We start from the raw sequence: 26,933 nt of genomic DNA on the forward strand, positions 1-26,933 counted from the left end.
GCGGTAAGGGTTAACCGGGGTTTCAAATGAGCGCACTCGATGTCAGCAATATTCTAGATGGCAAGCAGGTAGCCAATTTAGTTCGTGAAGAACTGAGGCTCAAGGTCGATGGTTTTGTTCAACAAGGCAAGCGCCGACCAGGACTTGCAGTCGTACTCATTGGCGAAAATCCAGCCAGTCATGTTTATGTGAAAAACAAAATTGCCGCTTGTAAAAAAGCCGGCATTGAAAGTTTTTTTCATCAGTTCGCAGCGGATGTAACTCTGCCGGAAGTGCTTAGTTGCATCAAGAAATTAAACAGCGATGAAAACGTTGATGGAATTCTAGTTCAGTTGCCTCTGCCCAAGCATTTGCCGACCGATGAGGTACTTGAAGCGCTGTCACCTGATAAAGATGCCGATGGTTTACATCCATATAATCTCGGACAGCTTTTTTCCGGCAAAGATGGATTGCGCCCCTGCACACCAAAAGGAATTATGGTTTTACTCGAACGCTATGGTGTTAATTTGTCAGGGAAAAATGCCGTAGTTGTAGGTCGTTCTAATCTAGTGGGCAAACCAATTGCATTGATGTTGCAAGAAAAGAATGCCACGGTGACAATGTGCCACAGCAAAACAGCAAATTTGGACGAAGTATGCCGATCCGCTGATGTCTTGGTTGTTGCAGCCGGGCGTGAAAATATGGTGCGCGGATCATGGGTAAAACCAGGCGCGGTTGTTATTGATGTAGGCATCAACAGAATTGAAACTCCCACAGGCGAATCACAATTAGTTGGGGATGTGGAATTTGCCGGCGCTGCCGAAGTGGCTTCTCTAATTACTCCTGTTCCGGGCGGAGTTGGTCCGATGACTGTAGCAATGCTTTTAGCAAACACAGTTGCTGCATACGAAAAGCATTTAAAGTAATTGGAGATAGGCATGACACAAGAGACGGAAAAGAGACTGCCTCTCTGGGCAAGAATTCTTGTAGCAATGGTAGTTATTACCATTGTTGGTGGAACAACTATCGCGATTTGCGGCGTGGCATTTACGCAAAAAGTCTTTAACGAATCAATGAATCCGCAAATGATTAGCCGAGCTGTAAGTGATATTGCTGAGTTTTCTGAGCCGTTGCCTAAGGGGTTTAAGTATTTGTTCGGCTACAGCAATAAATTGATGAAACCATTTGCGATTGTTGCAGTCGATAACCCCGTCGACAAACAATATCTCACTCTAATGAAGTACCGCCAGGACACCGGCAACACACAAAAGTTGTTGGATAGTTCATACGAAATTGGTTTTTCTACTCCAGGAACATATGTCAGATTTGTTTCGGTGGAAAGCAAAGGCACGTTGCAGATTGGTGGTAAATCGGTGCCTTACATCATAGGCAAGACCATTGACTCTCAGGACCATAAATCTCAAGGGATAGTAGCTACGCTCATAGATCCGGATCAAAAGAAGGCATTTGTCCTATATGGGCTACAGCTGTCGGATGATGCCTACAACCTGGCGGCAACCGAAAGTCTTTTAAAGACCATTAAAAGCCTCTAGATACGTATGGCTATTATGTTTTATGATAGTAGCCGCACATAATTGTTAGGAGTTTACCGGGATGTCTGAAGGTGATCACGCCGATTCTTCTTTGAAATGGCTGACTTTTTTCTTTGTTTGTTTTGTCATTGTCATGGCAATCGGTGCATTTGCGATTTTTACCTACAACGTCAATGCTCCTGAGCCGAAACCAGCCGGCGGCGGACATCATGGCATGTTGTTGCCTGAAGACGGCCTTGCCAAGCTGACGCAGCTAGCATAAGCATTAAGGCTGTTACTTACTCTCGACCGCTGTTTGTATAAGAGCCGCGCCTGCCCGTGACCGAAGTTATTACGGCGACGGTCTTCAAGAGTTTTTCGGATAATGCCTTATCAGCAGCTGAATCCGAGTCTTTGATTCCTAGTAGCAACCGATTGTGTTGCAGAACATCCATTAGTGAATATTCGCAAACCAACAGGAAGCGGTTGTTGCCGAGTATATGCATGCGCATTGCGCGATGCCCGATGTCATCTGGTCCGCCAAGCTCTTTGTAATTGGCCTGGTGATCGGAGACAATCGCTTCAACTCCCTGGTCCAATTTTGCATGACGCTTGTTGACAATCACTGAAGTTGATTGCGGTGAGTTGTCAGCCAGTACATAGACGTATTCAATACCTTCTTGTACTTGGCAAAGAAGAACTGCTCCCGATCTCACATAGATTTGCGATAGCGGTGTTGCAATGACTCCGGAGTGCAGTGCTTCTATGACTATTTCGCCGGAATCTAATAACAGCTTGTCAGGTTCCGGCTGTTCGAACTTTGTCTTGCGTGCGATGTGCAGTCGGAAATTACTTTTGGAATTTGTCTTGGCAGTAGCTTGAGTTGATTTGTCTGGACTCACAGCAGGTTCGGTACCCGCCACGCAGGGCATGGCTAGTTGGGCGGCCAATACAAGGGATAAGCCATATGTGGCGATATTTAATTTCATTCGAGTTCCCCCAATCCCATGATTTCAGTTTATCAAGCCTAAGGTCATAGATTGAACAATTAGTTGCCAGCAAGTTGATAATAAGGAAAAGGGGACACGTGATGGCGAGAGCAGAAATCCTGGCAATTGGCACCGAGCTTCTGCTTGGTCAAATTATGAATACCAACGCGCAATTCTTGTCGCAGGAATTGGCTGATTTAGGTATTGACTGCTTGTGGCATACAACTGTCGGTGACAACAAAGATCGCATCAAAGATGCGCTCAGGTTTGCCTTGGACAGAACAGAAATTGTAATCACTACAGGTGGACTTGGGCCAACTGCTGATGATTTAACTATTGAATGTATTGCGGAGTTTTTCCAGCGACCGCTTTATTTTGATGAAACAATTTCGCGCTACATCCAGCAGATTTTTGCCAATCGCGGATTACCTATGCCACCGTCGAACGACAAACAGGCTAAAAGACCGGATGGTTCGGATATTCTTCCAAATCCTGTTGGCACTGCTCCGGGAATAATTTGGAAACTCGATGCGCAGCTTTTGAAACAAGTAGGAATTAAAAACCCTGAGTTGGAAAGAGTAATTTTGACTTTCCCAGGTGTGCCGAGTGAAATGGAAATTATGTGGGAGCAAACAGGACGCCCATATCTAGAGCAAAATTACAGTGGTGGTGTCATCTGGTCTTGCGATTTGAAACACTATGGTATTGGTGAATCAGCTCTGGCTGAACAGGTTGGAGATTTGTTGGACATGTCCAATCCAACTGTTGCGCCGCTGGCAGGACGAGGCGAATGTCGCTTGCGCGTCACTGCTAAAGCAAAGACAGTTGAAGAAGCTCAGAAGATGGCTCAACCTGTAATTGACGACATCAAATCTCGCAGCGGAACTTTGGTTTACGGTACAGACAAAGACACATTGGAAGCAGTCGTCGGCCGCATGTTGAGTGAACAAGGATTGACGATTGCTTTTGCTGAATCTTGCACAGGCGGTTTGGCCAGCAAGCGTCTCACGGATATTGCCGGCAGTTCAAAATACGTCAAACTGAATCTTGTTACTTATTCCAATGAAGCTAAAAGCGAAGTGCTTGGTGTGCATGACTTTATTCTCAACCATAAGGGTGCGGTAAGTCCTGAGTGCGCCCATGCAATGGCCACTGGTGCACGCCGTCTTGCAAGTGCTGACATTGGTGTTGGCATTACCGGAATTGCCGGACCTGATGGTGGAACACCTGAAAAACCAGTTGGTCTTGTCTATGTAGCCTTAGTTACGGAAGATTTCCAAACAGATAAGAAGTTGCAGTTTTCTCCGGAGTTATCCAGAGCAGAGATTCGCGAGCGTACGGCAAGCGAGGCTATCAATTTGGTGCGCTTGTTCTTGTTGAAACAGCGAGTCAAGGCAGCTCCGGGAAGCGAATCATGGAACTTCGGCTAAAGAATTCGACAATTAGAGAATGGCGCAGGCAGGACGAAGTGCCTGTACTTGTTCATGCCAATGATAAGGATATTTGGATTAACCTTACTGATCGTTTTCCTTATCCGTATACAAGAAAAGATTCCAGAGACTGGATTGAATATAACTTGCGTCTAGAGAAGCCAATGAACTTTGCTATCGAAGTCGATGGCGAACCTGTTGGCGGTATCGGCATCGGCATTCGCGAAGATGTGCGCAGATTAACTGCTGAAATTGGCTATTGGCTCGGCAAAAACTATTGGGGAAGAGGGATAGTCACAGAAGCCCTTACCGCTTTCAGCGACTATTGTTTCAAAAACTACAATCTTTGCCGGTTGGAAGCATCCGTGTTTGAATGGAATCCGGCTTCTATGCGCGTATTGGAAAAAGCCGGCTATGAGCGAGAAGCCTGTCTGAAACGAGCTGGGGTTAAAGACGGCAAAATCATTGATTTAATCCTGTATGCTAAAGTCCGCTAGTTGCCGAAATGTTATAAACAGGTAGGAGGTATCATGCAACTTATTGCCGGTTTCTTACTGTTTTTAGTTTTGCTTCTAAACCAGAGTGCAGCTAGTGCTGCAGATGAGAATCAGCGGGCTTTATTTTCGGCTGGCTGTTTTTGGAAAGTGCAGTATGTGTTTAGCAAGGTGCCTGGCGTCATAAAAACTCGCGTTGGCTATTGTGGTGGTTCTATGACCAATCCGAGTTACGAGCAAGTTTGCACAGACAAGACAGGGCACGCTGAAACTGTAGAAGTTGTATTTGATCCCAAAAGAACCAGTTACGAAAATCTCCTAATGGTATTTTTTGACAAACATGATCCGACTACTCTGAACAGGCAGGGTCCTGATATTGGAACTCAGTATCGTTCGATGATTTTCTATACAACTCCGGAGCAAAAGATTGCAGCACTTAAGTATGTCGATGAACTTGAACGTTCCAAACACTTTTACGCACCAATCAGCACGAAAATTGAGGCTGCAGGCAAGTTTTATCCAGCCGAGGAATATCATCAAGATTATTACAAGAAACATGGCAATGTTTGTTTTTGAGGACCTATGAAGAAACTGCATTTACTAGCACTGTTTTTAATAGTTGTTTTTGGAATTACATCCTGTGTGCAAGCGAAGGAGCAAACTGTGACCGACAACAAAGATATGAGCGCGAAATCCGACAGCTACTGGAAGGAAAAACTCGATCCGCATGTTTACGAAGTGACACGCTGCAGTGCTACCGAAGCACCCTTTAGCGGTAAATATTGGAACAATCATGAAACAGGCGAGTATCGTTGTAGTAATTGCGGCGAGCTTCTATTTCAATCGACGGACAAATTTGACTCCGGCACTGGATGGCCAAGTTTCACAAAAGCTGAAGGAACTTCAGTTGCCACTAAGGAAGATCGCTCGCATGGCATGGTGAGAGATGAAGCTGTCTGTAGTCACTGCGGTGCTCACTTGGGACATCTATTCACTGACGGGCCGCAACCGACAGGTATGCGCTACTGCATCAATTCCGCGTCGTTGGATTTTAAGTCAAGTAAGGACAAAGACAAAAAATAAGTATAGATGTGAGCGCCTAACTCACATGTACTCTAGGCCTCATTTTGGGATTTGGCTCTGCGGAACGGAGAATTTCCCTGGTTAGAGGAGCAGATTCTCCCTCTCCCCAGAGAACATACTTAAGCACATAGGCTAGTGGATGACCTTCGGTCCAGCCAAAGTAGACATGCGGAATTTGGCCTGTTCTATTGCGCAAAGTCAACAGTATGGCGGCAATAGCATTTGGCACGCTTGCACTGTCGCATCGCCAGACATTGTGTCCATCGATGTTATGTCCCGTGACACTAATTGTGTTATCGTGAAATTCGGAAGGATCTGTAGGGGTGACCTCAAGAAAAATGAAGTTGCCCTCGTTTTCTTGTAGGCTATGGATCTGGCGTGACTCTTGTTCTTTTTGTTCGTAGCTGCTACCCCCAGGACGGTGAGCCAGTAGGCGAATCTCTCTAAGATGTTCTTCTAGCATTTGCTCGACAAAACTAAGTGATTTTCGATCAAAGTTCACTGTGCCGACTCTTAATTCGGTAGACCTTATGCAGCGTGACAAAATGGAGGTGGACATCATAAATAGGATAATCACACCGGCAATTTGAATGCCGTCCGGCCGCTCAAGGATAATATTGATGGTGGCATAAACAAAGACAAGAGTTACGATTAGGAAGTAATATCCTTGTTTTTGATTTACTTTCCAACTGGCAATAGTTGCTGCCAATGCTGCAGATGTCATAAAAACTAAAAGGCCGGTTGCAAATGCTCCAGCCTGAGCATCAACGTCGGCATTGAAGTGCCAGACAATCAGCAGAGAGAAGCCTGTTATAAGTAATACTAGTGGACGTAGGGCAGCCACCCATTCAGGAGCCATACCATACACCGGTAGATAGCGGGGAATTAGGTTTAGCAGACCGGCCATTGCTGATGCTCCGGCAAACCATAAAATTAACAGCGTGCTGACATCGTACACGGTGCCGAATACGTGACCAAGAAGCCCGTGCGCTAGATAAGCTAATGCCCGGCCGTTGGCTTTTCCAGTCTCGGCAAATTCATGAGCCGGGATGAGCGTAGTTGTTATAAATGAACTGGTGAGCAAACAAAAGGACATGATGATAGCAGCTGTCAAAAGGAGATACTTAGTATTTCTAATTCTGCCGGCTGGATAGGCGGAAGTGTCCATTGCACTTCCTTTGATAAGAGGCATAACGGCCACGCCGGTTTCAAATCCGGACATGCCTAAGGCAAGTTTGGGAAATGCTAGCAATGAAATGGCAACCATCTGCCAAATAGATGTGTACGTCCCAAACAACATGTTGTACCAATTTGTTATTACCTGCGGGTGGTGAATAATTTCGTTAAGTGCCGCTGCAAATACGCAAGCCGTTAGGAATAGAAAAGACCATGCAAGAATAACGGCCAGCCAAATAGCATCTTTAAACCCTTTGAGAAATACGGCACCTAAAAATGCCACCAGGAATACGGTCAGGACTAACTGATTTTGCAGCCAGACAGGTGACCATGGGTTCTCAATCACGTGCTTTGCGGCATCAGAAGAACAAAGTGTGATGGTCATTAGAAAGCCGGTTGATGCAAAGCCAAGCAAGGTGATAACTAGTAGCTTGCCCCACCAGCTTGGCAAAAGCTTCTGCAACAAAGCTACACTGCCTTGTCCATTGGGACTAAGCTCGGCAACCTTGGCGTACATTGGATAGGCTCCGAACAGATTCAAAATTACCAGGAGTAGCGTGGCAAATGGCGATAAAACACCGGCAAAGAGAAATGCCATTGCCGGAGCAAAACCCAGAGAAGAAAAATAGTCTACCCCTGTTAAACACATAACATTAAACCACTTGTCCTTTTGCTGGCTTTGCTCGCCAACGCGTTCAAAAAACCAATGTTTAATATCTGTTCTGCTAAACAATTTGACCTTCACTCAGTTGAGCTCGTTCGATAGCAAGTGCTGTCTGATTGACAAAAGTTTCAATCAGGTGTTTCTCATCAGGATCACTAAAGCGATCTTCTGGATTGGCCATTACGCCAATAACGCCAATTGCGCCTCTGGTCCCAATAAGTGGCATATAGAGAGCTTTTGCGCCCGAAAGTGTTGTCGTTGTAGCTCCGGCTGCCTGCTGATTGAGAAAAACCCATTGGGCAACTCCTAATTCTTTGGAATCGATGTCAAAGCTGGGTAAGGCTGTCGATACCTGCACTAAATGCTGGTTTTTGTCAGCTAAAAAGCCGACGATTTTTCCGTCACTGACGTCTGCAATATGCTTGAGAGAAATGTCGACCACATGTTTTGTACTAATTGCCGCGGCTTGTTCTCTGGTCATGGCGTAAAGAGAAGCTGTTTGACGTTCCAAGTCTCTGGCAAGCAGTGCTTGATGTTTAACCGTTGATGTTAGAGTGCTTAGTGTCAAACCAACGATGAGCATTACCAAGAAAGTAAGTAGGTACTCCGTGTCTGATACAGCGAATGTAAAGTACGGTGGGATGAAGAAAAAATCAAACGCAGCTACACTAGCAATGGCGGCCAAAATTGATGGTCCACGGCCAAGACTGAGAGCTACTATGACAATAGCCAGCTGATAAATCATCGCTAAATTTATGGGCGAAATATGGCGAAATAAGAGAAACGAAACAAAAGTGGCAGCGCCGACAAAGAGCATCGAAAGTAAATAATTCTTTGGTTTTGAATGAGTGGCGACGAAATCTGCAGCAGGCTTCTCGCTTTGACTCTTATCACCGGTTATGACATATACATCAATGTTGCCGCTGTGTCTAATTAGATCATCAACTACGGATCCAAATAGAATTTCTCTCCAACGTTCTCGAGCTGGTTTACCAATGATTATTTTGGAAACGTTTCGTTTTTGTGCGTACTTGACCAATTCTTCAGCAGCGTTACGTCCGTTCAATCGAATGGTTTGCGCGCCAAGCCGTTCGGCCATATGTAGGGTTCTAGTTAGTCTGTTTTTTGTGTCGGCTGTCGGTGAGTGCCCTGGTACTTCTACATATGCTGCAATCCATTCTGCTTTCAATGTTGCCGCCAGGCGCTTGGCTGCCCTTACCAGTCGTGCAGAAAGTGGGCTTGGACCGACGCATACTAGAATGCGGTCGCTGACAGGCCAGACCTCATGAATGGCGCTTGTTTCACGGTACTTAAGCATTTGTGCGTCAACATGTTCAGCAGTTACTCGCAAAGCCAATTCGCGTAAGGCAATAAGATTGCCCTTTTTGAAAAAGTGTTTTAACGCTGTTTTGGCATTGTCTGGTAAGTAAACTTTGCCTTCTTTCAATCGTTGAATAAGGTCGTCCGGTGGCAGATCTACTACTTCAACTTCATTTGCTCTTTCAAATATAGAATCCGGCACCGTCTCAAGCATTTTAATGCCGGTTATTTGAGTGACTAAATCGTTGACACTTTCCAAATGCTGAATATTGACGGTCGTTAGGACGTTAATACCGGCTTGTAAAAGTTCTTCCACATCTTGCCAGCGTTTTTCATGCCTTGAACCAGGTGCATTGGTGTGGGCCAATTCATCTATCAATATAGTGGTTGGTCGTCTCAGTAAGGCTTGGTCCAGATCAAATTCATAGAGTTGCGTTGTTTTATAGGGCAAAACCTTTTGAGGAAGAATTTCCAATTCCTCAAGTAGTTCTTCTGTATCCTTACGCCCATGGGTAACGACGACGCCACCAACAACATCAATACCATCTTTAAGTAGTTCTTGAGCTGCTTCCAGCATCGTGTAGGTTTTGCCTACTCCGGCTGCTGCACCAAGGAATATTTTCAGCTTACCTTTTGATTGGGTAGCTTCTTCTTCCTTGATGCGGGCAAGTATTTGTTCAGGCTTGTCCCTTATATGATCCATTGCCTTACTATTGCTTCGTTTGTTTCAGTGAATCCAGTGCCAGATTCAATTGTAAGACATTAACCCGTGGTTGACCGAACAACCCCAAATCTCTGTTGTTAGTATGTCTCTTGATAAGTTCATTCACGGCATTTGAATTAATGCCTCTTGCTTGCGCGACTCTTTCTGATTGCAAAAGGGCGTTTTGCGGACTGATATCAGGATCCAGTCCTGATGATGATCGGGTAACGGCGTCTACAGGCACCAGGATGTCTGTCCCTAAATTATTTTCTTTGCGATAGTTTTCAGCCAATTGTTTTACGCCGGCAAAAGAAGCACCGCCAAGAATGAGTTTCTTAGATGTTGGACCATAGTTGGTACCAGATGAGGACTCGCCGCTATATCCGGATCCGGCGGCAGATGGGCGCCCGTGAAAATATTCCGGCTTGACAAAAAGCTGTCCCAAAAGCTCAGAACCAACTGTCTGTTGGTTAATGGCTATCAAAGAGCCATTTGATTGATGGGGAAGCATTAGCTGGGCAATTGCGGTAATAACGAACGGAAAGATAATTCCCGTAGCAATCGCCAGCAGTACGGTTAATCTGATAGCAGGGGCAATTTGAGATAACATCATTTATTCCTCTTAGGTGGCAGGAGCCAGGCGCATTAAAACGACTATCTGATCTATGAGCCAAATTCCAGGAAATGGCACAATGAGACCGCCCAAGCCATAAATCAAAAGATTGCGCGACAGCAAAGCCTCGGCACTCATTGGCCGATACTTGATACCACGTAGGGCAAGAGGAATTAAGGCAACAATGACCAGAGCGTTAAAGATAACGGCTGAAAGTATGGCTGACTCAGGAGAGTGCAATCCCATAATGTTCAACTGCCACAAGGGTCCATGCTGTCCAGGTGCTAGTGCGTAAAGTGTGCCGAACATAGCCGGCAGGATAGCGAAGTATTTGGCTACGTCGTTGGCAATGGAAAATGTTGTTAATGCGCCGCGTGTCATTAAGAGCTGTTTGCCAATTTCTACTACCTCGATTAATTTAGTTGGGTTGGAATCAAGATCAATCATGTTGCCGGCTTCTTTGGCTGCTTGAGTGCCGGTGTTCATAGCCACTCCAACATCGGCTGCTGCTAAGGCTGGAGCGTCGTTAGTACCATCCCCGGTCATTGCTACAAGACGTCCACCTGTCTGTTCTTTTTGAATTAATTGCATTTTTGCCTCAGGCGTAGCTTCGGCCAAAAAGTCATCAACCCCAGCTTCGCTGGCAATCGCCGCTGCAGTCAACGGGTTGTCACCCGTAATCATTATTGTGCGAATACCCATAGCTCTTAATTGTAAAAAGCGTTCTTTCATACCGCCTTTTACAACATCTTTTAAATGAACCACACCAAGGACGCCTCTTTTGCTGTCAGCCACCGCCAGCGGTGTGCCACCGGACTGAGCTATGCTGGTAACAGACTTCTCGACTTCTGCTGTTACCGGAAGATTATTGGCTTTCACAAATTTAAATATGGCTTCTGAGGCCCCTTTGCGAATTTCATTGTCGTTGATATTTACTCCACTCATACGCGTCTGAGCAGTAAAGGGAATGAATTCCGGTTCCCTTGTGGACAACTCTCTCTCTCTCAATCCATGTTGTTTTGCCAAAACAACAATAGATCTGCCTTCCGGTGTTTCATCAGAAAGAGAAGATAATTGAGCAGCGTCAGCAAGTTCTTCGATACTCACACCAGGCGCGGGTACAAATTCGACTGCCTGGCGATTACCCAAAGTAATCGTGCCGGTTTTATCAAGCAAGAGGGTGTCCACATCGCCTGCCGCTTCAACTGCTTTGCCGCTCATTGCCAGGACGTTGTGCTGCAAAACTCTATCCATGCCGGCAATACCAATTGCTGAAAGCAGTCCGCCAATTGTAGTTGGAATGAGGCAAACCAGTAGAGAAATAAGAGAGAAGACATCTGGTGCCTTACCGGCACCCGCCGAGTGCACAGAGTAAATTGAATAAGGTAAAAGGGTCGATACCGCCAAAAGGAAAACAATGGTCAAGCCGGCGAGCAAAATGTCTAGAGCTATCTCATTAGGGGTCTTTTGCCGGGCAGCACCTTCGACTAGCGATATCATTCGGTCTAAAAAGGTTTGACCGGGATCTACGGTTATCCGAATACGCAGCCAGTCAGACAGAACCGTTGTGCCGCCTGTAACCGCGCTGCGGTCGCCGCCACTTTCTCTGATAACCGGCGCTGATTCACCTGTTATGGCGCTCTCGTTGACTGTGGCTACACCTTCGATTACTTCACCATCCGAAGGGATGACTTCACCGGCTTTTACAAATACTATGTCGTTTTTCTTTAGCTCGGTGGCTGCTACGGATTCAGTCTTACCACCAGCTAATTCACGGAGAGCAATGGCTTCTTTGCGCCCACGTTTGAGCGTGTCAGCTTGAGCTTTTCCGCGTCCTTCGGCCATAGCTTCAGCAAAATTAGCAAAAAAAACAGTAGCCCAAAGCCAGAGTGTAATTTGTATTTCAAAGATAAACTCGGAATGGTTTATGCCGGAACATATATTACGCGCAAGCAAAATCATTGTAACGAGACTACCCACAGCGACAACAAGCATGACTGGATTTTTTGCTAAATGTCTTGGGTGTAGCTTGAGAAAAGCATCTTTGCCGGCTCTTTTTACAATTAGCGGATCAAAGAGTGGTTTGGTCTTTTTCTTAGGTGGGATAATGTCTAGATCTTGCATGGAAATGTGCCCTGTTGCGTGAAATTAGAAGAGGCGATGTTCATTCATAAGGAAATGCTCGACTATTGGGCCAAGCGTTAATGCCGGAAAAAACGTCAAGGCGCCTACTATCAAAATAATGCTAATTAAAAGAAGGGTGAATAACCAGGTGTAAGTCGGAAAGGTTCCGCTCGTAGCTGGAACATACTTCTTTTGGGCAAGTGAACCGGCCATTGCCAGGACTGGAACAATCATCAGAAAGCGGCCAACGAACATGGCTAAAGCCAAGAGAGTATTGTAAAAGGGTGTGTTTACTGAAATGCCGGCAAAGGCTGAGCCGTTATTACCGGTAGCCGAAGAGAAGGCATAGAGTATTTCTGAGAGTCCATGCGGCCCACTATTATTGATGTTGTTCCAAGTTGCCCCCTGGGGATTGAGGAAACTCTTCTCCGGTAGGTTGAGTACACAAGCCAAACCGGTGAAAACTAGAATGCAAAAGGCGGCTGCTAAAACGAACAACATAGCCATTTTTACTTCTTTCTTCTCTATTTTCTTGCCAACATATTCAGGAGTCCTGCCAACCATCAAACCAGCTATGAAAACTGTCAGAACGGCATAGATAAGCATGCCGTAGAGACCTGCTCCAACACCACCAAAAACTATCTCGCCAAGTTGAATATTGAGCAACGGAATCAGCCCGCCTAAAGGCGTGTAGGAATCATGCATGGAGTTAACCGCTCCACAGCTGGCATCGGTTGTGACGGTGGCAAAAAGTGCCGAATTAGCCAAGCCAAAGCGTACTTCTTTGCCCTCCATATTGCCACCTGTGTCACCAAGGGCTTTTGTGGAAATTTCTACATTTTGTCGGGCGACATTAGGATTCCCTTGAGCTTCGAAGTGATAGCAGATAAAGACACCGGCAAAGAATAATAAGAACATTGCAGAAAGCAGAGTCCAACCCTGGCGTGTGTCACCGATAGCCCTACCAAAAGTGTAGGTGAGTGCAGCTGGTATGAGAAAGATGCTTAGCAATTGAATAAAGTTGCTTAAGGGAGTCGGGTTTTCAAACGGATGCGAACTGTTGGCATTTAAGAAACCACCACCATTGGTGCCCAGCATTTTTATGCTTTCTTGGGAAGCTATGGGCCCTTGCGGAATAATTTGTTTGCTGCCTTCGATGGTCGCTGCTTCTGTATAAGCATTGAAGTTTTGTGGTACGCCCTGATAGACCAGAAACAAACTGTAAACAAAGCAAATAGGCAAGAGAATATATAAACAAGTACGAGTCATGTCAGCCCAAAAGTTCCCTAAGCCCTGGGCCGTTCGTCTGGCAAAACCACGGATGAGGGCAACTGCCACTACAATGCCTGCTGCTGCGGAAACCCAGTTGTGAAATGCCAGACCAAGCATTTGGGAAAGATAGGATAAAGTGTTTTCGCCGCTATACGCCTGCCAGTTAGTATTTGTTGTGAAAGACATAGCTGTATTAAATGCTAAGTCCGGTGTCAGCGCAGTAGCCCAACTTGGGGCATTAGCAGTGGAAAACTGCATGGGATTGAACGGCAGCAGGCCTTGTAAGCGCAAGACTGCGTAAGTAAACAGCAGGGATACTAACGAAAATGCCAAAAGAGATTGGGTGTACTCTATCCAAGTCATGTCATGATGGGGATCAATGCCTACGAGTCGATACGAGTTTGTCTCGAGCGGTCTTAATAGTCTGCTTAAAAAATGGTTCTTGCTTTCTAGGACGGCATAGATATAGGCGCCAAGCGGTTTAGCGCATAAAGCAATTATTACGGCAAAAAGCAAAATCTGGAACCAACCGATAGCGGTCACGTGTAACTCCTTTTTTAAACCCGCTCTGGAAAGAGCAGAGCAAACAGCAGATAGACGAGCAATGCTGCTGCTGTTGATCCAGCAATAATATTGTCAAAAGACATGGGTAATTTCCTTGCTAGACCTTGTGGCAACCATGGACATACAGGCTACCCACAAGAAACAGCACAATTGAAAAGACGATGTAAAAAACGTCAAGCATTAGTGCATTCCGATCTGCGGCAAGCGGCCTTCAGCATGCGGTGCGCTGGCAGTCATTTGCTTTTCGCCTTGCACAACCATGGCTAGTTCAAGCAGCATGCGCTTCATTTTTAAAATCTCACACGCTAGTTGATCCAACATTATTGTGCGAGCGGTAAGGGAATCTATGGACAGTCCTTTACGTTGTGCTACGCTACCGGTAAGGACACCCAACTGTTTTTTCGAGCTTCTATCGGTAAAGCCAGGCATGTTAGCATCGGCTATCCAGCGATCGGTAAGCTGGGCAAGTCTGGTTTTACCATTCGACTCGCTTGCAGGAACTTGATGAAGAAATGTCCAAACTGAACGCGGATAATCAACTTCACTATTGCCGGGATAATTGAATAATTTTGCCAGCATGTTTGGATCGACATCCGAAGTCATCTTCTTTCCTTTTAGCTGCTTCAAGGTCCACATCGAAGCAACTGAAGGAACCAGTCCTGCGGGAATACCAATAATTCCTGAAGGTATGGCAAATTTGGCATTTTTATAAGTGGGAATAGCCAAGGCTTCGGTGACAGCCCATAAAGCGCCGTTGCTGATGAAACTTAAGGCGTTCATGCGAGCAATGGCCTTGTCTCTGTCATTTGTAAATGTCGCCAAAATTTCTTGGCAATGCTGATACTCATTCTCAATTTCTGAAAGGGTGAAGTCCACTTCTAGGTCTGTTTTTTGGATTAATAAATAGGACCTTTGCACTTCTTCGGCTAGATTCTGCCGGGCATCTAATGATTCCAGCGAAGGAGTTGTATTAAGTGAATTCACTCGAGCACGCAGAGAGTGAATATTTTCCAGTAAGGCGGTAAGGCCTATGTTATTGGCCAACTGCAATGAATTGGGCGAAATGCCATCAGTATTTAAAGTGATACCAGTTTTCAAAATTCTCGGTGGTAATTTCTCAATGTTGGCGCTAGACTCTGCTGGTTGACTCGTCGCTATATTCATTTGTGCCTGACAAGGAGACACGGAACTTGTAGCTAAAACTAAAAGTCCGGCACAAAGACGATTACCAAGTAACATTTGACTAACCTCCAGTCGACAATGTATTTGCCTGACTGTCGCTACAGCGCAGGCGATCTCAAAGATCGAGCAACAGAGTACAAGTCTATCAATTAACAAAGCATCAAGTTGGAGTTTATCAATATCAAATTCGTGTCAATTACACCGGATTTATTTCCCCGGTATGGGAGCATATTCGGCACTGCGATGCCCAAAACGGCCCTGAACCATCTTATGCTCGTCTTGCAGCTTTGTGATTGTTGTATGCTGGCTACTCTGGAAGAATGTTCCAAGATAAAAGCAGAACACCGCCACACTCAGTATGAGTAGTAATAGTAAGTTGACCCTGGTGCTTTCAGGTAGAGCGTTATATGTATAACCCTTGTTATTACGAATCATTTGCATATCCAAAATAGACTGTTTGCACTGCTTTGCCGCAGGCACGCAAAAGTAATATAAGCTAAAAGTAATCAACAAGGTGTCAAGATACGATGCCAGCTTATTAAGACGGTATCAATAAGGCAGTGACTCTAGTATGGTTGGGTAGCGATGCCCAAATTGTCAATATTGCGTAATTGCCCCATTTTAATGGATCGGAACTGCACCTAGAATGGCGCTTATTCAGAGGGGCGGACAATTGGACGGATCAGACTATAAAGCCGGTGAGGCCAAACTTGACACAAGCGTAGATTTCAACGCTCCTGTTTTGCTGCAGGGTGGTGTGGAGAAACACCTTAAGCACAGTGGCAGCAGTCATGCAGAAATTTGGGATCCGGATGCAAGTAGCCGTGAGCTATTAATCGAATGGGATATTTGGCGCAACAAAGTAGCCCAGCAAGTTAACAGCAATATGGTCAAACACATTAACAGTTGGGATGGTCAGGAAATCAATTTGGCCACTCGTCGAGTCGAGTCAAAATTTCCTACTGGTGTTCATGCCGGAGTTGATTTTGTGATTGGCTCTGATCAAAAGGTTTTGAAGGCCGAAATAGTCGAGCCTTCCGGTTACGCTGAATATGATGCGCTAGTTGTTAAATCCGTTTACGAGCTTAATAAGAAAGCAAAGTTATTGCGCTTTCCGGAAAACTCCAGACGGAGAAGTGTTGAAGAAGTACTCGACTTTCAGCAGGCTAAGGGGCATCAAGAAAAGCGTTTTCTCAAATTTGGCGACATCGAACGAGTGCAACTCGACTAAAGTCTAAGTAATTAGCATGGCGTCGCCGTAACTGAAAAACCGATAACGTTCATCAATGGCTTCTTTGTAAGCATTCATGATCAGTCCATGTCCGGCGAAGGCAGATACGAGAACTAACAGACTTGATTTGCTTAAGTGGAAGTTTGTAATTAAGCCGCTCAGTATTTTGAACTGGTATCCAGGCTGAATATAGAGCGATGTCTGCGATGATTCGATGGGCACGAGTTTGCCTGAGCTGCCTGCAGTCTCAAGTGCTCGACAGGATGTAGTGCCGACTGCGATAACGCGTCTTTTTTCAGCGAGTGCTTTGTTTACTATTTCAGCTGTTTCTCGAGGAACACTAAGCTGTTCAGACTCAATAGTGTGTTCTTCAAGCGAAGAGGTAATCGGTTTGAAAGTACCGGGACCTACGTGCAGCGTAACTTTGGCAATTTCGATTCCTTGCGATTGCAATTGTGCAAGTAGCTCATCAGAAAAGTGTAATCCCGCAGTAGGGGCTGCCACAGCACCTGGACTCTTTGCGAAAACAGTTTGATATCTTTCCAAATCTTTGCTGCGCAAATTCTCTTGATGCTCGCGATGAATATACGGTGGCAAGGGCGCAAAGCCGATTTGAGACAAGAGTGCATAGACTTTGTCTTGTGTGCCTAGATCAACAAGCAGTCTTTTCTGTCCGTCTTCACTCAAGACAATGTCTTTAACGCGAATTTCGTGCTTGGCATTACTTGTCTCTACTTCCAATACTTCGCCAGGTTTTAAACGCTTTAATGGCGTGGCTAAAGCCAGCCAGCAGTGAGATGTTTGTCCTGTGGAATTGGTCTCCGGACGCAAGAGAAGTATTTCTATAATGCCGCCAGTTGTTCGGCGAGCAGTTAGTCGGGCTGGAATTACCCGTGTGTCGTTAACTACCAATACATCGCCTGAGCGAAGCAGTTTGGGTAAATCAGAAAACTTATGATGGGCAATTTTGGACTCTTCTCTACCAACGTGCATAAGTCGAGACGTGTGCCTAACCTCCGACGGCTCCTGAGCAATTAGCTCCGGTGGCAGATCATAGGCAAAATCATCCAGTGAGTATGTACAATTGGCTGATGTGGAATGCTGAGACATGAATTTAAAGGCTGTAATCTCTGAAGTAACGGAGTCTTTGGGCTTTGCCCGTTGCGTGATTGGCTCACTTGAGCCGATGGAGGCGGAAAGGGCAGAATTTGAGCGCTGGCTTGCTCGGGGCTATGCCGCAGGCATGGACTATTTGAAGCGCAACCCACATTTTAGGACATCTCCCCAACTTCTGTATCCCTCCGCCCGTTCAGCCATTGTCGTTTCTGCCAGCTATTACACTGAAGTGCCCCCTTCGCCAGGTGACCACTATGGGCGAGTCGCCCGCTACGCCGTGGGTTTGGACTATCACGTTGTCCTGCGAGCAAAACTAAGAGAACTTAAGACACAGCTCGAAACAAAACTGGGCAGACCGCTCATCGGCAAGGCATACACGGACGATGTGGCACTTTTGGAACAAGGCTTTGCCGCCCGCTCCGGACTAGGCTTTATTGGAAAACACACTTTGATAATTGGACCGAAACTGCTCGGCTCCTACAATTTTATTGCTGAGTTGTTTACCGATTTAGAAATTGAACCTGATGAGAAGTATCAGGGCACATGCGGACAGTGCTTCCGCTGCGGCAACATCTGCCCGACAAATGCAATTATTGAACCAGGAACAGTAAATGCTGGGCTCTGCATTTCCTACCTAACGATTGAGAATAAAGGTGGCATTCCGTTAGAGTTGCGCAAATCGCTTGGTGACTGGGTCTTCGGCTGTGATGTCTGCCAGGAAGTTTGTCCCTACAACCAACGTCCATCGGTGACACAATGGAGGGAATTTCAACCGGAGTCAGGAGTAGGACATCATATAGATCTATTCGATCTTCTGGAAATAAAATCAGACGAAGCCTTTCACGAGCGCTTTGTGCGTTCGGCAGTAAGACGACCAAAGCGTCGCGGCATGTTGCGTAATGCACTTGTCGTTATTGGAAATAAAAAACCGGTCGGCGGTACGGACAAGATTCGTCAATTCATCAAGCAAGAAGAAGACCCAATGTTGATCGAGCACGCTGAATGGGCGCTCAAGCAATACTGAACTCTACATACCGGCTGTTAATCCGCCGTCGATTGGAATAATTGCGCCGTTTATATAGCGGGCGTCGTCGGAGCACAGGAAGGTGACGACAGAGGCAACTTCTTCGGGGGTGCCGACGCGTTGCATGGGGATATTTGCTTCGACGAATTCTTGTAGGGCTTGCTCGCCGGATATACCTTTGCGAGCGCCTACTTCGGCGTTGAAGCGTTCGCAAAGTGGGGTGCGAATGCAGCCGGGGCAAATGCAATTTGTGCGAATGCCTTGCGAAGCATAGTCGAGAGAAAGGCTGCGTGTCATGTGAATGATGCCGGCTTTAGATGAGCTGTAGGCTGCGTTCACTTTTATGCCGCGCAGTCCTGCATCAGATGCGTTGTTTGTTATTACACCGAATTTCTTTGGAACCATAACTTCCAAGCAAGCTTTTGTAATGAGATAAGTGCCTTTCATGTTCACATCCATGACACGATCCCAGTCTGATTCTGATGTTTCCATCAAGGGCGAGATGAATTCGACACCGGCATTATTGAAGAGGAAATCGACGCCACCAAAAGTTTTTACGCAACCGGAAACAGCGTTAGTAGCCGTTGAGGGCAAGGCAATATCTCCGGCTACGGCAATTGCCTTGCCTCCAGCGGTTTTGATTTCGGAAACAGTTTTTTCAGCTGAAACAGCATCGATATCTACTACGCAGACAGATGCGCCGTCTTTAGCAAAAGCAATCGCGGTGGCTTTGCCAATGCCTGAGCCACCACCTGTTACGAGTGCTGCCCTACCTGTAAATCTCACTTGTGCTTGTCTTTGAGTTCTTCGACCGAATCAACAAATTCTTCTTCGGCTTTTTCCTGCAGCTTCAAAGCTGATTCGATTTCGGCTTTGGACATGATGCCTTTAGCCACAATCAATTCGCCAAATTGCTTGTCGGAGTTGATTTTTTCTTGCATCAATTCATCCAACTGCTTCAAATTGATTTTGCCCAGCTTCAGCAAAATCTCTCCCAATCTTTCGTGGCGAGCCAACAAGTTCCATTTTTCTTCGTCAGATTCAGGCATATTCATTTGAGCTGTCCTAGGTTAGAAGTTGTCGGGATGCCTTTACTGTTAAGCAGTCTTCAGTTTTCTGGATGCTTTCAATTCGCGCCACCAGACAAGCAAGCAGCTTGCATTGAAGATGGAGGAATAAGTACCGGAAATAATACCAATTAACATTGCCAGAACGAAGTCCTTGGTGGTGGAGCCACCGAGGAAATACAAGGCAGACAAAGTGATGATAACGGTGAGTGAGGTGTAGAGCGAACGTGCCAGCGTTTGATTAACACTGTCATTGGCAACATCGCCAAACGTTTTGCGATATTCCTCGCCTTTGCTGTTCGTTGCTTTAGATCCGACAAACTTCACGTTTTCTCTAACTCTGTCGAATACAACGATGGTGTCGTGCACAGAAAAACCAATTACGGTAAGTACGGCAGAAATAAATAAGCTATCTACCTCTGTGCCTATGGCTAAACCTAGAATGGCAAAGATGCCACACAAGACAAGCACATCGTGGAATAAGGCAATAATTGCGCACATAGCGTAGTCAAACATGAAGCGATAAGAAATATAAGCCACCATCATGGCAAAGGTTACGATAAGTGCCACTAGTCCTGCTGTTAACAGTTCTGGTCCAACGGTTGCGCTAACTTTGTCTACCGAGAGTGCCTTGAAGTGACCCAATTGTGCAGTCAAAGCATCATCTAGCTTGTGTTTCTCTTCTTCGCTTTCAATTGCTCTGGTGCGCATGACCATTGCATCGCCACCGGAAATATTTGCTTGCTGAACTTGTGAGCCTTCAAATCCGGCTTTTTCCAGAACGCCACGGACTTCATCAAGAGTTACGGGCTTGTCAAATTGGTACTGAAGAATTGAGCCGCCGGTAAAGTCAATGCCCGGCTTCAATGGTGCATGGAATTGCATTAGGCACAGCAGAATCCCGATGATACCAGGCACTGTAATAACCAGCGAAATGCCGATCCATATCCAGCGATATTTGACGATGTCTACATGTACGTTTTTCATTTTGTCCGGCCCTTGTCTGAAGAAAATAGGGCGCTCTTTGGAGCTTGCGCTTTACCTTGAGCACGCTTCTGGTCGTACTTGTGACCAAACAGACCAATTTCTTTGGGGATGAAGTGTAACAGCACGCGAGTAGCGGTGATGGCGCTGAACATCGAGACGCCGACACCGATTGCCAGTGTGACTGCAAATCCTTTTACTATCGAAGTACCAAATATGATCAGCACGCCGCAGGCAATTAAGCTGTTGACGTTACTGTCAAAAATGGAGCTGAACGCCCGGGAGAATCCAGCTTCAATAGCAAGGAATAAATTCTTTCCTGCTTTTAGTTCTTCTTTTGTACGTTCGAATATAAGAATATTTGCGTCAACAGCCATACCAACTGACAGGATGAAACCGGCAATACCGGCAAGCGTCAAAGTTACAGGTATGGTTTTGAAAATTGCCAGCGTTGTAATTGTATAGAGAATCAAGGCGATGTTTGCCACCATTCCAGCGATACCGTAAATGCAAATCATAAAGAGCATGACAAGCGCGATACCGACAACACCGGCAATCAAACTCTTTTGAATTGAGTCTTGTCCAAGCGTGGCACCGACTGTGCGCTCTTCGAGAATTTTTACCGGCACTGGTAGAGCGCCCGCATTCAATTTAACTGCCAAGTCAACTGCTTGTTCACGGGTGAAGTTACCGGTTATCTCGCCACTGCCTGCCATAATCGGCTCGCGGACGTTGATACCGCGATATTCGTCTAGCGGCAATGGACGACCATCGGCTCCACGCTCTGTCGGTACACCATCAAGGAAAATACCTATTTGTCTGCCGACTAAGCGGGATGTAAGTTCACCAAATTTCTTGGCGCCATCTGGTTTGAATTCAAAAACAATTCTCCAGGTGCCACCGGAAACCATTGGTTGAGCTTGAGCGTGTTTGAATTCTGCTCCAGTTAAACCAACATCAGTCCAGACTGGTTTGCCGTCGAGTCCCATATCCAATTCTTTGAACTCTAACAAAGCGGTTGTACCGATTCTGTCTTTTGCTTGTTGCGGGTCTTTGACACCGGGCATTTCTACAAGAAGACGATCAGCGCCTGCGCGTTGTACAAGTGTCTCGGAAACACCTAAGCTGTTGATTCGGTTGTTGATTACTGTCTCAACGCCCTTCATTACTTCAGGTGTAATTTCCGGCACCAACTTAGATGGCAACGCTTGCAGCAACAATTGGCTGCCGCCGCGCAAGTCCAAGCCGAGTTTCAAATCCGTATATAAAGCATAGCCGTGTGACTTGGCTATAACTTGGACGTTATTGCCGAGCGACGCATCATCGAAGGCACGCTTGATGAGATCTTCGTGCTCAAAGTTATTCATCTTGTCCCAGCCCGGCGTTTTCTCGACGCGGGACATCACTTCTTTTTGCAGCTCTTCCGGCGGCAAATCAGATAAGTGTTTCCAGTCTTCGATAGTGCTTACGGGCACTATTGTGAAGAGGTTGCAAATAGACCAAATGAAGACGCCGATGACGGCAAGTAGCTTCCAATTTTTTGTTATTAAGTTCATAGGGGCAGATTCTAGCGCACTAGACCTACCTTATCTACTGTATGTCTAGGAAGCCGCGACTCCATTGGCCACTTCCGACTCAGCTTTAGCAAGCATGATCAAGGTCTTGATGACCGCGTCTTCGGTGAGCGAAATGCTGTCTATTTCCTGTTCTATAAGGAACTTGACTATCTCCGGATAATCAGAAGGTGCCTGTCCGCATATACCTATTGGTTTTCCGGCAGCTTTAGCAGCTTTAATGGCGGCTGCAATAGTTCTTTTAACTGCGTCGTTTCTTTCGTCGAACAATCTAGCAATGATTTCATTGTCTCGATCTAATCCAAGGGTGAGTTGGGTCAGGTCATTTGAGCCAATCGAAAAGCCATCGAAGACTTCGGCAAATTCTGTCGCCATCATTACATTGGATGGCAGTTCGCACATGACGTATACTTCCAGTCCGTTTTCACCCTGACGCAAACCGTTGCGACGCATCTCCTCAATGACTAGCCTTCCTTCTTCCGGTGTGCGGCAAAATGGAATCATCACTTTTACGTTAGACAGACCCATTTTGTCTCTAACTTTTGACAGAGCCCTGCATTCCAAGGCAAAACCGTCTTTGTAGCGCTCGTCGTAATAGCGGCAAGCACCACGGAAACCAATCATGGGGTTTTCTTCCAACGGTTCGAACTGTTTGCCTCCGAGCAAATTGGCGTATTCGTTTGTTTTGAAATCGGACATACGTACAATGATTGGACGTGGATAAAAGGCGGCAGCGATAATGGCTACGCCTTCGGATAATTTGTCTATAAAGTATTGCTCGCGACTTGGATAGTCTCTAGTTAGTTTGGTTATGGCTTCGGCTGCTTGCTGGTCTTTTAAATCGGAAAACCTAGTCAGTGCTAGTGGATGAACTTTTACTTCGTCGGCAATAATGAATTCCAGTCGAGCAAGTCCAACGCCGTCGACAGGTAACTGAGAAACGGAAAGTGCTTGTTCCGGGTTGCCTAAATTGAGCATTAGCTTAGTGCGGATCTTAGGTAGTTTATCCAGATGCACTCTGTTTCTGGTAAACGGTAATTGTCCTGAATAGACAAGTCCTTGATCGCCTTGTGCACAGCAGACGGTTATGTTGGCTCCGCTCTTCAAAATATCTGTTGCGTGGTGTGTACCGACAACACAAGGCACACCAATTTCTCGACTGACAATTGCAGCGTGGCAGGTCCGCCCACCGCGATTGGTGACAATGGCTGCTGCACGTTTCATTATTGGTTCCCAATCTGGATCAGTCATGTCGGTGACAAGAACTTCCCCATCTTTAAATGACGCAAGTTCTCTTACTGATGGAATTACTCGTGCTGCGCCGGCGCCGATGCGTTCACCGATGGCACGTCCCTTGAGAAGAACTTCGCTGGTTGATTCAAGTCTGTAAGTTTCTAACACTTGCGTGTCTTTAATTGTGTGCACGGTTTCCGGGCGTGCTTGTACTAAATAGAGTTTATTGTCGAGACCGTCCAGCGCCCACTCAATATCCATCGCTGTTTCTTTGCCATAACGTTTCGAATAATGTTCTTCTACAGCAAGCGCCCATTGAGCAAGCTTCAGTACTTGATCATCTGAAAGGCTGAATTTTTCTCTTTCAGCTGCCAAAACAGGATCATTTTCTGTTGTGCGTGTGCCATGACCTGAATAGACCATGCGCATTTGTTTGGCTCCAAGTTTGCGCCTGAGGATAGGTCTGAGCCCTGCTTTTAGAGTTGGTTTGAAAACAATGAATTCATCGGGATCAACTCTGCCTGCCACAATGTTTTCACCTAGTCCATAAGAAGAAGTAACAAGAATGACGTCGCGGAAACCGGATTCAGGATCAAGCGTAAAGATGACGCCGGACGAGGCAAGATCCGAGCGAACCATTTTTTGAACGCCGACTGAAAGCTTTACCGACAGATGATCGAAACCTTGATCTATGCGATAGGCAATTGCTCGGTCGGTAAACAGTGACGCCATGCAGGCAAGACAAGCATCGAGTAGGGCGCCTTCACCGCGTATATTCAAAAACGTTTCTTGCTGTCCGGCAAAGGAAGCTTCCGGCAAATCTTCGGCAGTGGCACTTGAACGAACGGCAACGTCTAGATTGCGTCCATAACGCTCTTCCAATTGCTTGTAGGCTTCCTTTATGTCCGCCACTACTTGTGGTGGCAAGCCGACATCTTTAATTAAGGCTCGCGCGGACTGTCCGGCGCGGGCAAGTTCTTCAATGTTGTTCTTGTCCAAACCGGTAAGCAATTTGTCTAAATGGCTTCGCAGTCCATTTGTAGTAATTAGTTCGGTATAGGCTTCTGCTGTTATGGCAAATCCACCCGGCACAGGAATACCGCCGGCTGAAAGGGTTTGAATCATCTCGCCCAGAGAAGCATTTTTACCTCCAACCAGCGGGACATCGTCCAGTCCAATTTCCTCAAACCAGGCAATGTATTTAGCCATAGAAGCACCTGCAAGCGGGGGATGACTCCAAGCGTCAGATACATTTAGCTTAGCCAAGGTTCCCGTTGTCAGGTGGGTAAAAGCCTGTGGATCAAAGAAAATTTCTAACTTCTTTACACATAGGCTTTGCCCGATAGCACTTTTGGTTATCAGTCGGAAAATGAAAGCCGCCGTGAGCTAAGAGGGATCAGGCTTTAGCCGGATTTTGCATAGGTTGACACGCAGCAGGCGCATTTTCCAACAGACATGTTTACCGAAGTGCCATTAAGCTCCCTTTGACCAGGGAGTTCATAGTTTATTGAAGTCAAGCATGTAAATTCGTACCCGTTCCACTCGCGTCCTGCGTGAGTGATGTTGACTTAGGAGGATTCGAATGTTTGGAATGAAGTATCAGCCGAACAAGAGCTGCGACGAGCAGGTCGCTGTGAGGTGTGAATCGCTGGATAGCGAGCGCAGGCTGAGTGAAGCGAAGCCGGAGCGTAAGATAAGTCATAAACGCCTGTTGCTGGCAGCTAGTCTGTCTGTAATGAGTGGCTTGGTTGTCTTCAGCGCTTCCGCTGTACCAGCTAATGCCCTTACACAGAGCAAGAGTGAAGTCCTAAAAGGACGCATTCAAACAGACATTAAAGCAGCCGATGATTTGATGTTGAAAGGTAAGTATGCTGACGCTGCTGACCTTTATTATCAAGCCATGAATCAAGACTCAAAGAATATCCAAGCCCTTGTTGGCTATGGAACAGCTTTGGGCAAGCAGTTCAAACTTGATGCTGCTGATACGCAATTGGATAAAGCAATTCAACTCGACCCAAACAATGCTGCTGCACACAGTGCTAAAGCTATGGTTCTATTGAACCGTTTGCAATCATCCAACAACACGATTATCAAAAATCGTGATTCGATCCTGCAACAAGCCTGGCAAGAATGTAACACGGCTTTGCAAATTGACTCCAAGTCACCAGAAGCCAACTACAACATGGGTCAAGTGTTGAAGGAGCAAGGAAGATTGGATGATGCAGCCAATTCATTCCGCGCAGCCATCAAAATTGACGGGAACTTCTCCGATGCTTACACCGGCTTGGGTCTCTGCAAGCTTTCGCAAGAATCGTTGGCTGAAGCCCAAGATGCTTTCAAGCACGCAATTCAAATCAACTCCGGCAATTCAACTGCTCACTTTGGTTTGGGTAAGACCTACCTTAAGCTGGGACAGTTGGACGCTGCTATTAAGGAATTGAATACATCCTTGTATCAATATCCAAACAGCGGTCCGGCACGCTTAGCCATGGGTGAAGCATATGAAGCCCAAGGTAATACCGTTGCAGCAATTAAAGAATACAAGCAATCTATAAGCATTAAGCCGGAAAACGCTTCTGCTTATTTGCACATTGCTGATATTCGCGAAAATCGTGGCGACACCGAATTGTCCATCGCTGAATTGCGCTCAGCTTTGGAATTGATGCCGACCAATCCTGAATTGCGTCAGCGCATAGGTGATGAGTGCTTGTCCTTGGACAAACTTGATCAAGCAATCAAAGAGTACCAAACTATTTTGTCGCAAACGCCAAACAGCGTTCCTGCTGCTCAAGGTTTGACTCGTGCCTATTACTTGAAAGCACAAAAGGACTCGGCAAACGCTTTCTTGTCGTCTAACGACTACGAGCAAGCTGAGCAAATGATCCAGCAAGCAATCAACTTGAATCCAAACAATATGGAATTGCGTTTGGCTCAAGCAAAAATGCGCGCATTGTCCGGTAAGCCTGTTGACTTAAGCGCAATCGGCACACCGACCAACGATGGCGAAAGAATTGCATACGCTGAAGCATTGCTGGCACAAAATAAGTTCGCTGATGCAGATAGCCAAATGAATATGGTTATCTCCAAAGCAAATGATCCAAAGCAAGTATTTGCAATAGGTGATCTCGCTTTGATGATCAAAGACTTGAACGCTGCTGAGTCAGCCTACAACAAGGCATCAACAATGCCGGGTTCAGGTACCGCTGAGCGCGCTAAGCGTGGTTTGGCACTCTGTGCTAAAGCTCGTGAACAAGCTAAGCAAGACTTGAACATGGCGCAAGACCTGGCCATGAAGAAGCAATTGGCTTCGTCCATCGATAAGTACCATGCTGCTATTTACGATGATCCGAAAGTAGCGCAAGCACGTATCGGTCTTGCTAAGACATTGGAAAGACAGCGTCCGTTGGCTTCCAGTGATATTCGCGAAGCGATAACTCAGTACAAGGCCTACATGGCACTTGATACCAGCTTGCCTGAAAAGGAAAAAGCTAAACTCGACAAGCACATTCAACAGCTTGACGGTAAAGCCTACAAGTTGGAGATGAAAGCGCAAGCTCAAGGCAGAAGCCAGAGCTAAGT

General features: G+C 46.2%; 24 protein-coding genes. 10 read left to right on the forward strand and 14 right to left on the reverse strand.

What is annotated here, in order from left to right; all coding sequences use genetic code 11:
• Positions 1-26: 26 nt before the first annotated feature.
• The 3 genes from folD to K2Y22_08360 all read left to right on the forward strand — a co-directional run bounded on the left by folD (position 27) and on the right by K2Y22_08360 (position 1,794).
• Positions 27-905: a bifunctional methylenetetrahydrofolate dehydrogenase/methenyltetrahydrofolate cyclohydrolase FolD gene (folD, locus tag K2Y22_08350; GenBank protein ID MBX9878455.1), complete on the forward strand. Its 879-nt coding sequence runs from the start codon at positions 27-29 to the stop codon at positions 903-905.
• 12 nt (positions 906-917) lie between these two features.
• Complete coding sequence (locus K2Y22_08355; protein MBX9878456.1) at positions 918-1,532, forward strand: hypothetical protein; 615 nt, start codon at positions 918-920, stop codon at positions 1,530-1,532.
• Between the two features lie 61 nt (positions 1,533-1,593).
• Positions 1,594-1,794, forward strand: a complete 201-nt coding sequence (locus K2Y22_08360) for a hypothetical protein (GenBank protein MBX9878457.1) — start codon at positions 1,594-1,596, stop codon at positions 1,792-1,794.
• Positions 1,795-1,810: 16 nt separating this feature from the next.
• Here K2Y22_08360 and K2Y22_08365 read toward each other — a convergent pair whose 3' ends face one another.
• Complete coding sequence (locus K2Y22_08365; GenBank protein ID MBX9878458.1) at positions 1,811-2,500, reverse strand: hypothetical protein; 690 nt, start codon at positions 2,498-2,500, stop codon at positions 1,811-1,813.
• Between the two features lie 101 nt (positions 2,501-2,601).
• Here K2Y22_08365 and K2Y22_08370 point away from each other — a divergent pair, with 101 nt between their 5' ends.
• From K2Y22_08370 to msrB, 4 genes are all read left to right on the forward strand, one after another.
• Positions 2,602-3,930 (forward strand): competence/damage-inducible protein A, encoded by a 1,329-nt coding sequence (locus K2Y22_08370; protein ID MBX9878459.1) that lies wholly within the window; start codon positions 2,602-2,604, stop codon positions 3,928-3,930.
• Positions 3,915-4,427: a GNAT family N-acetyltransferase gene (locus K2Y22_08375; protein ID MBX9878460.1), complete on the forward strand. Its 513-nt coding sequence runs from the start codon at positions 3,915-3,917 to the stop codon at positions 4,425-4,427. Before K2Y22_08370 ends, K2Y22_08375 begins: the two co-directional genes overlap by 16 nt.
• A gap of 33 nt (positions 4,428-4,460) precedes the next feature.
• Entirely contained in the window at positions 4,461-5,000 is a 540-nt protein-coding gene (gene msrA, locus K2Y22_08380; GenBank protein MBX9878461.1) for a peptide-methionine (S)-S-oxide reductase MsrA, read from the forward strand.
• 87 nt (positions 5,001-5,087) lie between these two features.
• A complete protein-coding gene (msrB, locus tag K2Y22_08385) occupies positions 5,088-5,507 on the forward strand; it encodes a peptide-methionine (R)-S-oxide reductase MsrB (protein MBX9878462.1) in 420 nt (139 codons plus the stop codon).
• 16 nt (positions 5,508-5,523) lie between these two features.
• On the opposite strand, the gene K2Y22_08390 is transcribed toward msrB, so the two are convergent.
• The 7 genes from K2Y22_08390 to K2Y22_08420 form a co-directional block, all read right to left on the reverse strand.
• The gene (locus K2Y22_08390; GenBank protein ID MBX9878463.1) at positions 5,524-7,416 is read right to left on the reverse strand and encodes a hypothetical protein; all 1,893 of its coding nucleotides are present in this window, start codon (positions 7,414-7,416) and stop codon (positions 5,524-5,526) included.
• On the reverse strand, positions 7,409-9,370 hold the full coding sequence (locus K2Y22_08395; protein ID MBX9878464.1) for a DUF4118 domain-containing protein: 1,962 nt from the start codon (positions 9,368-9,370) through the stop codon (positions 7,409-7,411). Before K2Y22_08395 ends, K2Y22_08390 begins: the two co-directional genes overlap by 8 nt.
• Positions 9,371-9,377: 7 nt before the next feature.
• Positions 9,378-9,983 (reverse strand): potassium-transporting ATPase subunit KdpC, encoded by a 606-nt coding sequence (gene kdpC, locus K2Y22_08400; GenBank protein ID MBX9878465.1) that lies wholly within the window; start codon positions 9,981-9,983, stop codon positions 9,378-9,380.
• A gap of 9 nt (positions 9,984-9,992) precedes the next feature.
• On the reverse strand, positions 9,993-12,107 hold the full coding sequence (kdpB, locus tag K2Y22_08405; GenBank protein MBX9878466.1) for a potassium-transporting ATPase subunit KdpB: 2,115 nt from the start codon (positions 12,105-12,107) through the stop codon (positions 9,993-9,995).
• Between the two features lie 24 nt (positions 12,108-12,131).
• Complete coding sequence (gene kdpA / locus K2Y22_08410) at positions 12,132-13,922, reverse strand: potassium-transporting ATPase subunit KdpA (protein ID MBX9878467.1); 1,791 nt, start codon at positions 13,920-13,922, stop codon at positions 12,132-12,134.
• A gap of 14 nt (positions 13,923-13,936) precedes the next feature.
• Positions 13,937-14,026, reverse strand: a complete 90-nt coding sequence (kdpF, locus tag K2Y22_08415) for a K(+)-transporting ATPase subunit F (protein ID MBX9878468.1) — start codon at positions 14,024-14,026, stop codon at positions 13,937-13,939.
• Positions 14,027-14,123: 97 nt separating this feature from the next.
• Positions 14,124-15,182, reverse strand: coding sequence for a hypothetical protein (locus K2Y22_08420; GenBank protein MBX9878469.1), 1,059 nt, complete (start codon positions 15,180-15,182; stop codon positions 14,124-14,126).
• 589 nt (positions 15,183-15,771) lie between these two features.
• On the opposite strand from K2Y22_08420, the gene K2Y22_08425 reads away from it, so the two are divergent.
• Positions 15,772-16,356 (forward strand): hypothetical protein, encoded by a 585-nt coding sequence (locus tag K2Y22_08425; GenBank protein MBX9878470.1) that lies wholly within the window; start codon positions 15,772-15,774, stop codon positions 16,354-16,356.
• Between the two features lie 3 nt (positions 16,357-16,359).
• Here the strand turns inward: K2Y22_08425 and queA are convergent, their stop codons facing one another.
• Positions 16,360-17,466, reverse strand: coding sequence for a tRNA preQ1(34) S-adenosylmethionine ribosyltransferase-isomerase QueA (gene queA / locus K2Y22_08430; GenBank protein MBX9878471.1), 1,107 nt, complete (start codon positions 17,464-17,466; stop codon positions 16,360-16,362).
• Here queA and queG point away from each other — a divergent pair.
• Entirely contained in the window at positions 17,465-18,496 is a 1,032-nt protein-coding gene (gene queG, locus K2Y22_08435) for a tRNA epoxyqueuosine(34) reductase QueG (protein MBX9878472.1), read from the forward strand. The two genes, queA and queG, sit on opposite strands and share 2 nt — an antisense overlap.
• A gap of 3 nt (positions 18,497-18,499) precedes the next feature.
• On the opposite strand, the gene K2Y22_08440 is transcribed toward queG, so the two are convergent.
• From K2Y22_08440 to ppsA, 5 genes are read right to left on the reverse strand one after another with little or no spacing between them, the layout of a single operon-like run.
• Positions 18,500-19,282: an SDR family oxidoreductase gene (locus tag K2Y22_08440; protein ID MBX9878473.1), complete on the reverse strand. Its 783-nt coding sequence runs from the start codon at positions 19,280-19,282 to the stop codon at positions 18,500-18,502.
• Positions 19,279-19,551, reverse strand: coding sequence for a hypothetical protein (locus K2Y22_08445; protein MBX9878474.1), 273 nt, complete (start codon positions 19,549-19,551; stop codon positions 19,279-19,281). The genes K2Y22_08440 and K2Y22_08445 overlap by 4 nt, the downstream gene beginning before the upstream one ends.
• 42 nt (positions 19,552-19,593) lie before the next feature.
• Positions 19,594-20,550, reverse strand: a complete 957-nt coding sequence (gene secF / locus K2Y22_08450) for a protein translocase subunit SecF (protein MBX9878475.1) — start codon at positions 20,548-20,550, stop codon at positions 19,594-19,596.
• Complete coding sequence (gene secD / locus K2Y22_08455) at positions 20,547-22,103, reverse strand: protein translocase subunit SecD (protein ID MBX9878476.1); 1,557 nt, start codon at positions 22,101-22,103, stop codon at positions 20,547-20,549. The genes secF and secD overlap by 4 nt, the downstream gene beginning before the upstream one ends.
• Positions 22,104-22,148: 45 nt before the next feature.
• The gene (gene ppsA / locus K2Y22_08460; GenBank protein ID MBX9878477.1) at positions 22,149-24,563 is read right to left on the reverse strand and encodes a phosphoenolpyruvate synthase; all 2,415 of its coding nucleotides are present in this window, start codon (positions 24,561-24,563) and stop codon (positions 22,149-22,151) included.
• 373 nt (positions 24,564-24,936) lie between these two features.
• Here ppsA and K2Y22_08465 point away from each other — a divergent pair, with 373 nt between their 5' ends.
• Complete coding sequence (locus tag K2Y22_08465; GenBank protein MBX9878478.1) at positions 24,937-26,931, forward strand: tetratricopeptide repeat protein; 1,995 nt, start codon at positions 24,937-24,939, stop codon at positions 26,929-26,931.
• Positions 26,932-26,933 lie beyond the last annotated feature (2 nt).

The organism is Candidatus Obscuribacterales bacterium (assembly GCA_019744775.1).
Taxonomy (GTDB): domain Bacteria; phylum Cyanobacteriota; class Vampirovibrionia; order Obscuribacterales; family Obscuribacteraceae; genus SBAT01.